The 12167-nt window shown below is 64.6% G+C and carries 11 protein-coding genes; 5 read left to right on the top strand and 6 right to left on the bottom strand.

The features are described from left to right. Positions 1–82 precede the first annotated feature (82 nt). The 3 genes from FJ980_RS16920 to FJ980_RS16910 all read left to right on the top strand — a co-directional run bounded on the left by FJ980_RS16920 (position 83) and on the right by FJ980_RS16910 (position 1962). Positions 83–469 (top strand): RNA-binding S4 domain-containing protein, encoded by a 387-nt coding sequence (locus tag FJ980_RS16920; RefSeq protein WP_140544664.1) that lies wholly within the window; start codon positions 83–85, stop codon positions 467–469. 202 nt (positions 470–671) lie between these two features. After that, a complete protein-coding gene (gene fdxA, locus FJ980_RS16915) occupies positions 672–1010 on the top strand; it encodes a ferredoxin FdxA (protein WP_095767304.1) in 339 nt (112 codons plus the stop codon). A 370-nt stretch (positions 1011–1380) separates the two neighbouring features. Further along, on the top strand, positions 1381–1962 hold the full coding sequence (locus FJ980_RS16910; RefSeq protein WP_040991750.1) for a CarD family transcriptional regulator: 582 nt from the start codon (positions 1381–1383) through the stop codon (positions 1960–1962). Between the two features lie 249 nt (positions 1963–2211). Here FJ980_RS16910 and FJ980_RS16905 read toward each other — a convergent pair whose 3' ends face one another. From FJ980_RS16905 to FJ980_RS16895, 3 genes are all read right to left on the bottom strand, one after another. Beyond that, entirely contained in the window at positions 2212–2982 is a 771-nt protein-coding gene (locus FJ980_RS16905; protein ID WP_140544636.1) for an amino acid ABC transporter ATP-binding protein, read from the bottom strand. After that, positions 2979–3659: an ABC transporter permease subunit gene (locus tag FJ980_RS16900; RefSeq protein ID WP_027166691.1), complete on the bottom strand. Its 681-nt coding sequence runs from the start codon at positions 3657–3659 to the stop codon at positions 2979–2981. The genes FJ980_RS16905 and FJ980_RS16900 overlap by 4 nt, the downstream gene beginning before the upstream one ends. Before the next feature lie 160 nt (positions 3660–3819). Then, positions 3820–4593 (bottom strand): amino acid ABC transporter substrate-binding protein, encoded by a 774-nt coding sequence (locus tag FJ980_RS16895; RefSeq protein ID WP_140544634.1) that lies wholly within the window; start codon positions 4591–4593, stop codon positions 3820–3822. Positions 4594–4896: 303 nt separating this feature from the next. Between FJ980_RS16895 and FJ980_RS16890 the strand changes: the two genes are divergently transcribed. Both FJ980_RS16890 and FJ980_RS16885 read left to right on the top strand, forming a co-directional pair. After that, positions 4897–5760 carry an RNA polymerase factor sigma-32 gene (locus tag FJ980_RS16890; RefSeq protein ID WP_095767541.1) on the top strand — a complete coding sequence of 288 codons (864 nt, stop codon included), beginning with the start codon at positions 4897–4899 and terminating at the stop codon, positions 5758–5760. Positions 5761–5959: 199 nt separating this feature from the next. Further along, a complete protein-coding gene (locus FJ980_RS16885) occupies positions 5960–7960 on the top strand; it encodes a caspase family protein (RefSeq protein ID WP_246676440.1) in 2001 nt (666 codons plus the stop codon). 58 nt (positions 7961–8018) lie between these two features. On the opposite strand, the gene FJ980_RS16880 is transcribed toward FJ980_RS16885, so the two are convergent. The 3 genes from FJ980_RS16880 to thiP all read right to left on the bottom strand — a co-directional run bounded on the left by FJ980_RS16880 (position 8019) and on the right by thiP (position 12048). Further along, positions 8019–9485: a M48 family metalloprotease gene (locus tag FJ980_RS16880; protein ID WP_140544632.1), complete on the bottom strand. Its 1467-nt coding sequence runs from the start codon at positions 9483–9485 to the stop codon at positions 8019–8021. A gap of 152 nt (positions 9486–9637) precedes the next feature. Beyond that, entirely contained in the window at positions 9638–10426 is a 789-nt protein-coding gene (thiQ, locus tag FJ980_RS16875) for a thiamine ABC transporter ATP-binding protein (RefSeq protein WP_140544630.1), read from the bottom strand. Beyond that, positions 10423–12048, bottom strand: a complete 1626-nt coding sequence (gene thiP / locus FJ980_RS16870) for a thiamine/thiamine pyrophosphate ABC transporter permease (RefSeq protein ID WP_140544629.1) — start codon at positions 12046–12048, stop codon at positions 10423–10425. Before thiP ends, thiQ begins: the two co-directional genes overlap by 4 nt. Between the last annotated feature and the right edge of the window lie 119 nt (positions 12049–12167).

The following is a 12167-nucleotide window of genomic DNA, read 5'->3' as shown; positions in this document are numbered from 1 at the left end:
GATCCCGAACCGAAGGACCGCGTTAGCGAAAAGTGGGGACCGGTTTTCGGATAAGATCATGCCCCAACAAAAGCTAGCCGCGATGGTTGGAGAAGGCCGCCAGCGCATCGACAAATGGCTGTTCTTCTCGCGCGCGGTGAAGTCGCGGTCCTTGGCGGCGAAGGTCGTCGTCGCGGGACGCGTCCGCATCAATCGCGACAAAGCAGCGCAGGCCTCGGATCTGATCAAGCCCGGCGACGTGCTCACCATCACGCTTGAGCGTCGTATCCTCGTCTGGAAGGTGCTGAACTGTGGCGCCAGGCGCGGCCCGGCCGACGAGGCGCGGCTGCTTTACGAGGATCTGTCGCCGGCGCTGGCACCCAAAGGCGAGGCGGTTCCGGACGCCGTTCCAGCCTTGCGCGAGGCCGGCAGCGGCCGCCCGACCAAACGCGAGCGGCGGCAGACCGACCGGCTGCTCGGCGACGACTGAGATATAGCCGGGCCGCGGCACGGCTGCAGCAATTCCAGGAAAACTGCGCAACGGTTGGGCTGGACGACTTGGCCGAAGCTTTCCGGCTGGAATTCCATTCCGCGACACCGGCTCCGCCTGCAATCCCTGCCCTTGCATGCGGCGGTCAAAGGCGTTACCTCAGCCGAAAAGCCCAGCAAAATGGGACGTTCCGGAGCCTGCAATGACCTATGTCGTGACCGACAATTGCATCAAATGTAAATATATGGACTGCATCGAGGTCTGTCCGGTCGACTGTTTCTACGAGGGCGAGAACATGCTCGTCATCCATCCTGACGAGTGCATCGACTGCGGCGTGTGCGAGCCCGAATGCCCGGCCGACGCGATCAAGCCGGACACCGAGGGCGGCCTCGACAAATGGTTGCAGATCAATTCCGAATACGCCGAGAAGTGGCCCAATATCACCGCCAAGAAGGAGCCGCCGGCGGACGCCAAGACGTTCGACGGCGAGACCGGCAAGTTCGAGAAATATTTCTCGGCGGAGCCCGGCGAAGGCGATTGATAGAGCGGCCGGGAACACCGGCATGACGCGGCGTAACCGGACCGATACAATTGCCGTCTTGACGGGCAGCGCTGCCGTTTGGCGTTAGCGAATGCAGCAAAACCTTGATTCTTCCGACTTTTTGTGTTACATCAACGAAACATGCCGGTGACACAACGTCGATTTATGGCGCTAACGCCCCAAATCACTGAAAGGTGAGCTTCTCGATCCGGACCAGAGCGATCTGGGGCAGGCGGTCGCATTCGTGCGATATGCCGGCCCTTGGCTTTCCGGTGGTTCATCCTGTTGCGCGGCTAACGGTCGGCTTTGCCGACCTCGTGGGTTCGAGCCGGCATGATGCCGGCTGCACAACTAAGGAGTTCAGGGCGTAATGGCAACGATCACCCCGCAGAAGAAGTCCAACGCGGCTCGCCACGGGTTCAAGACCGGCGAATTCATTGTCTATCCGGCGCATGGCGTCGGCCAGATCGTGGCGATCGACGAGCAGGAAGTTGCGGGTCACAAGCTGGAACTGTTCGTCATCGATTTCCAGAAGGATAAGATGCGGCTGAAGGTGCCGGTCGCCAAGGCGACCTCGATCGGCATGCGCAAGCTGTCGGAAGAGGATTATGTCGACCGCGCGCTGAAAGTCGTGCAAGGCCGCGCCCGCATCAAGCGCACCATGTGGTCGCGCCGCGCCCAGGAATATGATGCCAAGATCAACTCGGGCGACCTGATCTCGATCTCGGAAGTTGTGCGCGACCTCTACCGCGCCGACAACCAGCCGGAGCAGTCCTACTCCGAGCGCCAGCTCTATGAGGCCGCGCTCGACCGCATGGCCCGCGAGATCGCCGCTGTGAACCGCATGTCTGAGACCGAGGCGGTGCGCCTCATCGAGGTCAACCTCAACAAGGGTCCGAAGCGCGGCGCCAAGGCCGACAACGAGGAAGCCGAGCAGGAAGAAGCTGCCTGAGCTTTTTCGCTTTTAAGTTCACGAAGAACCCGGCCTCGCGCCGGGTTTTTTGCTTGTGGATTCTCGCATATGGCGCCCCCTCACCCAGCCTCCGCTTCGCTCGGCTGACCTCCCCCCGAGGGGAGAGGAGGTTGTCAGTGCCGGCGCCAAGTTCTTTCCCCATCGGGGAGAAGCTGGCCGCGTAGCGGCCGGATGAGGGGGCCGGCGCCGCCCTATGCGATTGGCCCCACAAGTAGAAAGTTGGGAGGCTCACCCGCCGCCTTCCTTCTGCGCCTCTTCTTGCCTCAGCGAAGCTATAAACCGCTTGGTTCGCGCGCGCTCCGGATTGTCGAACACGACCGAAGCCGGGCCTTTCTCGACGATGACGCCGGCGTCCAGGAACACCACCTCCTGCGCGATTTTCGAGGCGAGCCTGAGATCATGCGTGGCCATCACCATGGTCGTGCCTTCGCGGGCAAGCTGTCCGAGCACGTCGACCACTTCCTGCGCCAGTTCCGGATCGAGCGCAGAGGTCGGTTCGTCGCAGAGCAGCACGCGCGGCGACGGCGCCAGCGCCCGGGCGATCGCCACGCGCTGCTGCTGACCGCCGGACAGCGTCGCCGGCCAGGCGTCGGCCTTCTCCACCATGCCGACCTTTTCGAGCAGCGCCATCGCCCGCTCGCGCGCCCTCGGCTCAGGCCATTTCAGCACCGTCACCAGCCCTTCCATGACATTCTCGATCGCTGTGCGATGCGGGAAGAGTTGGAAATTCTGGAACACCATGCCGGTCTGCAGGCGGATGCGCTGGATATCCTTGGCCGGCACCTTGCCGCCCGGATGGAACGCAAGCGTCTCGTCGCCGATACGCAAGGAACCGGACGTCGGGATTTCCAGCAGGTTGATGCAGCGCAAGAGCGTGCTTTTGCCGCCGCCGGAAGGGCCGACCAGCGCAGTCACGCTGCCCTCGTCGAGGGTGACGGTCACGCCCTTCAGCACCAGATTGTCGCCGAAGCGCTTTTCGATGTTGCTGAGGCCGATCATGCGTTGGCCTCCAGGAACCCGCCATAGCGGTTGAGCCGCACTTCCAGCCGCGCCTGCAGCGCCGACAGAACCGAGCTCAACGCAAGATAAAGCGCGGCCGCCTCGACATAGAGGATCAGCGGCTCATAGGTGGTGGCGACGATGCGCTGCGCGGCCTGGAACATCTCGGGCACCGTGATCGCCGCCGCCAGCGAGGTGTCCTTGACCAGCGAGATGAAGGTGTTGGAAAGCGGCGGCACGGCAACGCGGCCCGCCTGTGGCAGAATGGTGCGCCGCATCGCCTGGCTCCAGGTCATGCCGATCGAATAGGAAGCTTCCCACTGCCCCTTCGGCACCGAGCCGATGACGGCCCGGATGATCTCAGACGTATAGGCACCGATATTGAGCGTGAAGCCGATCAGCGCGGCGGGAAAGGCATCGAGCAGAATGCCGACCGACGGCAGGCCGTAGAAGATCAGGAACAACTGAACGAGCAGCGGCGTGCCGCGAAAGATCCAGACATAGAAGCGCACCAGCGCGACCAGCGGCTTCGGGCCGAACAGCCTGATCAGCGCCGTCACCAGTCCGGCGATGAGCCCGAGCGCAAAAGACAATAGCGTCAGCGGCACGGTGAAGATCAGCGCCGCCCACAACAGCGTCGGCAACGATTCCAGCATCAATTGCAGCCAGTGCGGCACGAAGCGCTTCTCCCTTCCAGATACGGCGGCGCGTCCCCCGTATGGACCGACTATCATGCAAAAACCGGCGGGCCGTCAAAGACGACCCCGATGAATGTCGTGCAAAAACAGCGGGCCGTCGAAGACGGCCCGCCGGTATCTCAGCAAGGGGACGATTGCCTTACTTCGAAACGTCCTGGCCGAAATACTTGTCGGCGATCTTCTGGTAGGTGCCGTCGGCTTTGATGTCGGCCAGCGCCTTGTTGATGGCCGCGACCAGCTCCGGATCGCCCTTGCGCACGATGACGCCGGAATAATCGGCATTCTCTTCCTGCGCCGCGATCTTCACATTGGCGTCCGGCTTGTGCTTCTTGAAATCGAGGAAGGACAGGCTGTCATTGATCGTGGCGTCGGCGCGGCCGGTGAGCAGAAGCTGGATCGACTGGTCGAACCCGTCGGTGCCGACGAGTTCGGCGCCGTTCTTCTCGGCGAGCTTGCCGAAATTGGAGGTCAGCGACTGCGCCGACTTCTTGCCCTTGAGATCGGCGAAGGTCTTGATGTCGGTGTTGTCGCCACGCACGATCAGCACCGCTTTCGAGGCGATGTAGGGATCGGAGAAATCATACTTGGCCTTGCGGGCATCGGTGATGCCGACCTCGTTGATGACGGCGTCGTAGCGGTTGGCGTCGAGGCCGGCGATCAGGCCGTCCCACTTGCCTTCGAGGAATTGAACCTTGACACCGAGCTTGTCGCCGATGGCCTTGGCGATCTCGACGTCGAAGCCGACCAGCGCGTTGGACTCATCGTGATAGGTAAAGGGCGCATAGGTGCCTTCAGTGCCTACCTTGAGCACCCCGGCCTGCTTGATCTGGTCGAGATTGGCGCCGGCATAGCCGGCGGTGATCGCTAGAACCTGCAGCGTTCCGGCGATAAGAAGCGGTTTGAGCCATTTCATTTTTCTGTGATCCCGTTTTGACCGGTGTCCCGGCGCGACTGTGCGAGCCGGAAACTGGCAGATAGAAGGCTGCAAAATAAGGAACCAGATTTCAAAAATCGGCTCTGCCAGAAATCTGATTCTCTAAACCGCCGGGAATCCGCCAAGAGGCTTTCCCGGCAGATAACAGAATATTTCCGCCGGCACCATCTGCCCCCTCGGGCGGCGGAACCATCCATGCGCCTGACACGTTGCATGGCTGTTGTAGGGCGCGGTGGCGTCTTTTCAACCGCCATACGCGCAATCGTCGCAAAAGGAGCCGGCATGATCGAGGACGCGGCAGGACGGACACTGGTCCGGGCGGCAATGAAGGCTCCGTATCTCGAGCGCGACGAGGAGCATGTCCTTGCGCTCCGCTGGAAGGAAGAGAACGACCAGCACGCGCTGCACAGGATCACTGTCGCACATATGCGCCTTGTGATCTCCATGGCCTCGAAATTCCGCCATTACGGTCTGCCGCTCGGCGATCTCATTCAGGAGGGCCATGTCGGCCTGCTCGAGGCGGCCGCCCGTTTCGAACCCGCGCGCGAAGTACGCTTCTCGACCTATGCCACCTGGTGGATCCGCGCCTCGATGCAGGATTACATCCTGCGCAACTGGTCGATCGTGCGCGGCGGCACCAGTTCCGCGCAGAAGGCGCTGTTCTTCAATCTCAGGCGTCTGCGCGCGCGCCTCGCCAACGGCGCCGAGCCTCTCTCCAATGCCTCGCTCTACCGCGAGGTCTCGGCGGCGCTGGGCGTGCCGGAGGCCGACGTGGCGATGATGGATTCGCGCCTGTCTTCCCCCGACAGCTCGCTCAACGCGCCTTTGGCCGACGAGAACGGCGCCGCCGAGCGGATGGATTTCCTGGTCTCCGAAGACCCGCTTCCCGACGAAATCGTCGGCGAGAGGATCGACGTCCAGCGCCGCGCTATCTGGCTGCGGAGCGCGCTCGGCGCGCTCAATGCCCGGGAGCTTCGCATCATCGAGGAGCGCAGGCTGAGCGATGACGGCGCCACGCTGGAATCGCTTGGCGAACAGCTCGGCATCTCCAAGGAGCGCGTCCGCCAGATCGAGGCGCGCGCCATGGAAAAGCTGAAGCTGGCGCTGGTGAAGCAAAACCCCGAATTCCTGGCGGAAGCCGCCTGAAGTTAGTCCGGCCCAAACTCAAAGATAAGAAATTTATTAAATAAGAACACGCCGTCATCGGGGCAATTTTCCTCGGTGACAACCAGGATTGTGAGCTCCTTAACAGACTGTTGCGCCGCAATCGGCTTTTTGACTCCTCCAGATTACACCACATGGGGGATTTGCCATGCTGCGATGCTGCGTGTTCCTTGCAGCCTTGATGCTCGTGGGCCTCACGACGTTCGAGGCGCATGCCGATCGAAGGGTTGCCCTTGTGATCGGCAATTCTCAATACCGCGAAATCCCGACGCTCAAGAACCCGGACAAGGACGCGGAGAACGTGTCGAGGACATTCCGGCTGGCCGGCTTCGAGGTGTTCGCCGCCAAGGACCTGACCAAGCTCCAGTTCGAAGAGCGGTTCCGCAACTATCTGGCGGCGGCGGATGGCGCCGATCTGGCGGTCGTCTATTATTCGGGGCACGGCTTCCAGATCGGCGGGGAGAATTTCCTGATCCCGGTCGACGCGTCGCTGAAAGATGCGGCCGACATGGAGGTGCAGGCCATCAAGGTCGACGACATATTGCGGCAGCTGCGCTCGAGATCGAAAGTCCAGATGATCATCCTCGACGCCTGCCGCAACGATCCTTTCCCGCGCAAGGACTATTGGCTGCGCGATCAGTTGATCGTCGCCGGCGGCAGCGGCCTTGCGCAGGTGACAGGCTCGCAGAACACGCTGATTGCCTTTGCCACCGAGCCGGGGGCGGTCGCCTATGACGGGTCCGGCGACCTCAGCCCGTTTTCGTCGTCCTTCTCCCGCCGTGCGCTGGCGCCGGACCAGGAGATACGGTCGGTCATGGCGGCCGTCCGCCGCGACGTGGTCAAGGCCACCAACGGCAAGCAGGTTCCGTGGGAGAACTCCTCGCTGATCGACGACGTCGTGCTGATGCGCGGGGCGGAGCAACCGGCGCCGCCGCCGTTGGACGCCGAGCAGGGCCAGCAGACGGCGGAACGCGGAATCCAGGTCGCCGATGCCGCCGACGCGATTGGACATCTCGACATCCGCGTCCCGCTCGGCGTCGGTCCGGTTCCGCTGAAACTGGATTTCCCGGCCAAGGATGCCGGGTTCAGCCTCAAGCTTGCAAGCTACCCGGCGACCGGAACGCTGTCCCTGCCGGATCGGGTGCTTTCGCCGCAATCGAGCCTGACGGCCGCCGAAATCGACAAACTGCGCTACGAGCCGCAGATCGGGTCGGTCGCGCCCATCGAGGTCGGCTTCGATATCCGCGCGGGCAACGCGGCCAAGCAGGCGACGATGAAGCTGTCGCCGGACATCGACGCTTGCGACCGGGCAGCCGGCGCGCCGCTCGACTTGCAAGGCGTCGTCCAGGGCCTCACGCCGAATGAGATCGGCGGCGGGGCGGTGGAAGCCTGCGAGGCGGCGGTGAAAACCTATCCCGGCATTGCCCGTTTCCACTACGAGCTCGGCCGGGCGCTTCTGGCGGCCGGCAAGGTCGACGAAGCCAGGAAGGCCATCCAGGATGCGGCCGACAAGGGACATGTGCGGGCGGTCTTCGAACTCGGCTACATCGCCTCGTCCGGAATGGGAACTGCTGTCGATACCACGAAGGCGAGTGGCCTCTATTCGCAGGCGGCCGGCAAAGGAGATCCCTCCGCCATGGCCGCATGGGGACGCGCTTTGTTCAACGGCCTCGGCATCCAGCGCGATACCGGCAAGGGACTGGACCTGCTGCTCCAGGCAGCGGCGATGGGGCATGTCGATGCCATGAAGGAGCTTGCGTTGATCTTCAAGGAAGGCCGCAACGGCGTGCCCGCCGACCCGGCGCGCGCGCTGGCTTTCCTGAAGGCAGGCATGGAGCGGCAAGACGTGTACGCGATGGGCATCCTGGGCCTTCCCGCGCGTAGCACCCGCGTGGTCATGGCGTGCAAGGCCCCAAAGGTCATCACGAAGATAAAGGTGGTTCGCGTGCCCGTGCCGAAACCGAAGACCATCACGCTGACAGATCCGGGAAAACCTGAGGTCAAGCCGGAGCCAACGGAAGCCGGGAGAGCATCCTGGAGTGGCAGCGACCATGTCGGCGGCGCCGCTCGCACCGGTAGCGGCAGTACCGGCAATGGCGAAGGCGACGGTGGCGACACCGGTAGCGGCAGTACCGGCGATGGCCAAGGCGACGGTGGCGACACCGGCAGCGACGGCTTGTGACGACGGTTCCCCGCGTCAAATAGCCGACGGCGCCTGGTTGGTCTGAACTCGCGAGCCCCTACCTGTCGGTGACGATCTTGACCTTGTCGCCCGACGACACAGTCGCGCCCGGCGACATGGCGTTGAGCACGCGGAACAGATCGAGCTTGCGATCAACGCCGACCATCTGCGCGGCGAGCGAGCCCATGGTCTGGCCTGCCTGGACGGTGACGACCCTGATATGCAGCGGCTTCAGCGCCGCCTTCTCGGCCGGGCTCAGCACGCGGAAGGAGCCGCTGACCGAGCGCGCCACCGGGTCCAGCGAAGTGCTGGCCGAGGGCGCGGCCGTCAGCAGCCTGTAGACCTGCCCGCCGGCCCGGATCACCGCGATGTCGAACTGCCAGCCTTGCGCGCTGGCATGCGCCGTTGCCGCATCGTTGCCGTTGATCGTGTCCTGGCGCACGCTGGCGTCTTCCAGCCCCGCGACCCAGCCGCTGCGGATGTAATCGGTGAGCGAGACGGACTTGTCGATCGCCACGCCGTCGAAGCGGATGGCGATGTCGCCCGGCCCGGTCGCGGTCACGGCGGCCGCCGAATTGTCGATGACGAAACCGTCCGGCACGGTGAACGAGACGCCGAGATTGGGGTGCATGAAGGTCTGGCCGCGCACATAGCCTTCTTCCGGCGTGTCGCCGTAAAGCAGGCCGTCTATGCCGGCGAGAAATGCGTCGCGGTCGCGCGTGCCTACGCCGGGCGGGCCGAAATTGCGCGCGAGGCGCTGCGCCAGCTCGATACGCTGCGGCGTGTTCGGGTGCGTCGCCAGGAAGTCGAGGCTGGCGTCGGTGGCGCCGCTGACCGAGCGGAAGTCGGTATAGGCCGACATCGACTGCAGGAAGCGGCCGGCCGCATACGGATCATAGCCCGCCTCGCCGATCGACTTGATGCCGATGGCGTCGGCCTGCAGTTCCTGGTTGCGCGAGAATTGCGCGAGCCTGAGCTTGCCGCGGATGAGCGCCGCCTTGGCGGTCGGGCTGTCGCCGAGCACATCGGAAACCACCTTGGTCGCCAGGCCCTCCTCGGCTTCGAGCTGCTGCCGCTGCAGGCCGTGATTCGCGGTGACGTGGCCCATCTCATGCGCGATGACGGCGGCAAGCTCGGAGGAATCATTGGCCAGCGCCAGCAGGCCCCGCGTCACATAGAGATAGCCGCCCGGCAGCGCGAAGGCGTTGACGTTGGGCGAGTTCAGGATGGTGATGCGATAGGTCTGGGTCGGGTTGGCCGACACCACCGTCAGATTGCCGACGACCTTGGCCACCATGCGTTCGAGCTTTGGGTCGGAATATTCGCCGCCATAGGTGGCCAGGATGCGCGGGTGCTGTGCCTTCGCCATTTCGGCGAGCTTGGCGTTGGCCACGACATTGTCGACGGTGATCGGCTTGTCGGAAGGTTGGAAGCCGTTCTCCTGCACGTCCGGCGGCGTGAACATCTGGCAGCTCGCCAGCACGGCGACGCTCGCCAGCGCGAGAAATCGTGCCAGCGGCTTCATCCACACCTTCTCAGCGCCGCTCGACAGGTCGGCTTCCTTCCAAATCTTTCGGCAAATCACGGTCCAGCCGGACCAGCATGGCCGGACCTAGCCATACTCCCCCGGACAAGGCAAGCAAACGCCGGATCGCCCATTGCCGGTTTGGCCATAAATTATGTCCGCTTCCGGGCAACATGTTGTGATCCGGCAACGGTGCCGCCTCGATCGCCGATATAGCGTCTGAACGCATCCGGTCCAGACCGATCGAAGAAATCCTCGGCGGGCCCGGCTGCCGCGATCGTGCCTTCGTCGAGAAATGCCACGTCCTGGCCGATACGGCGCGCATCTTCCGGCTGATGCGTGACAAACAACACCGTCATTTCGCGCTCGGCATGGATGCCGGCCATAAGGTCCAGCATGTCGTCGCGCAGCGCCGGGCCGAGCGACGCGAAAGGTTCGTCGAGCAGCAAAACGGGCCGGTCGCGCAGCAAGACCCGCGCCAGCGCCACGCGCTGCCGCTCGCCGCCGGAAAGCTCGCGCGGCAGCCGCTTTTCCTTGCCGGCAAGACCAACCCGCGCCAGCGCCTCGGCGACGTCGGCGCGATCGGCGTCGCCGAGTTTCAGCGACGGCGAGCGGCCGAGCCCGACATTGGCTTCGACGGAAAGATGCGCAAACAGATTGTTTTCCTGGAACACCATCGACACCGGCCGCGCCGAAGGCGGCGTGTTTGCGAGATCGACGCCGCCGATCAGGACCTTGCCCGCACCGGGCGCTTCGAAGCCGGCTATCAGATTGAGCAGCGTCGACTTGCCCGAGCCGCTCGGCCCCATGATGGCGGTGATCCTGCCGGCCGCGAAATCGGCGTCGAAGCGGAAGGAGGATTCGCCATAGCTGAACGAGACGCCATCAAGCGCGACGGCGAAGCCCTTTTGCGCGGCGGTGCCGTCGATGGTCGTCGTCATGGCTTTCCTTCCCGCCCCAGCCAGTCGGCGGCGACCACCAGCATCAGGCAGACGAGGCCGAGCAGCAAGGCAAGTCCCGCGGCGTCGGCTGTCCGGTAGCTGCTCATGCGCGCCAAAAGCAGATAGGGCAAGGTCTGCACGGAATCGCTGCCGAACAGCGCGATCACGCCGAGATCGCCGAGCGACAGCGCCATGGCGAAGGCGAAGCCGGTCGCCAAGGGCCGCCTCAGCGACGGCCAGTCGATCAGGCTGAGCCGGTTCCAGCCGGATATGCCGAGCGCGAGGCAAAGCCGCTCGTGGCGCTCGCTGGCCGCGTCATAGGCCGGGCGAACGGCGCGGATGGCGAAGGGCATCGCCATCACTGCGTTGACGGCGACGACCATGACCGGCGCGATGGCAAAGACATCGGTGACGTGGCGCAGCGCCAGGAACCAGCCGGCGCCAAGCACGATCGGCGGCACGACAAGCACGAAGCCGGCGCCGGTGTCGGCGGCATGTTCGAGCAGGCCCATGGCCCCGCCTGCCCGGCGCCGCAAGGCCAGCGCGCGCCGTGCCGCGATCAGCGCCAGCGACAGCGTCACGCTGAGCAGCGCCGCAAGCAGGGCAAGGCCGGCGCTGGTGAGGGTGGCGCGGCGCACCGCCGCTTCACCGGCCAACCGTCCGAGATCCGCCCCCAGACCTGAAAGCACGGTCGCCAGCATCGGTCCGGCGACGAACAGCAGGGCAAGCATGATGAGGCCGGCATTCAGCGCGCTTTCGATTCGGCCCGCCGAAAGGTAGCGGCGCGGCGCCACCGGCAGATTGGCATCACCGACCGTGTTGGCGCCGAGCCGCGTGAGTGCTGCGACCACGACGAAGGTGAGCGCGATCTGCAGGAGCGTCAGTGTTACGGTCCGTGCAGGATCGAAATCGAAGCGCAGCGCCTGGTAGATGGCCACTTCCAGCGTCGTCGCGGCCGGACCGCCGCCGAGCGTCAGCACGATGGTGAAGGAGGTGATGCAGAGCATGAAGACCAGCCCGGCAATCCCCGGCAGGGCCGCGCGCAGCACCGGCCATTCGATCAGCCGGAAGGCCGGCCAGGCACCCATGCCGAGCTGGCTCGCCAGCCGCCACTGGTCGGCGGGAACGGTGCCCAGCGCCTCGAGGAACAGGCGCGTCGCCAAGGGCAGGTTGAAGAAGACATGAGCGACAAGGATGCCGGAGAGGCCGTAGATCCCCGGCCAATCCGAACCGCCAAGTCCGGCGAAGACGCCGGCAAAATATCCGGCCCGACCGTAGAGCGCCAGGATGCCGAGCGCGGCGACGATCGCCGGCAAGGCCAGCGGCACGGTGAACAATTGCAGGATCAGGCGGCGTCCCGGGAAACTTGGGTGCCTCGACAAAGCGCGCGCCACGGGCAGCGCCGGCGCCACCGACAGCAGCGTCGAGAGCGCCGCTTGCCACAGCGTGAAGCGGGCGACGCGCAGGAGATAATTGTCGAAGGCGGCGGCTGCGCCGGAGAGATCGTGCGCGCCTTCGACGGCGAGGCCGGCGAAGGCACCGCCGATGAGGATGGCGATGGCCGCGAGCGCGACGATACCGGCGGTGATGCGGGAGTCACGCGCAGGGTGCACGCTGCACATACAGGGTTCGAGTTAACGCATGCCGCGTTCCTTCGCGCCCCCCTCTGTCCTGCCGGACATCTCCCCCTCAAGGGGGGAGATTGGCTGTCACGCCGACCTTCGCCAATCTCCGACGTTGC

This window comes from Mesorhizobium sp. B1-1-5 (assembly GCF_006443065.1).
GTDB lineage: Bacteria > Pseudomonadota > Alphaproteobacteria > Rhizobiales > Rhizobiaceae > Mesorhizobium.
The sequence above is the reverse complement of the archived record's forward strand: the minus strand, read 5'-3'. Positions and strand labels throughout refer to the sequence as shown.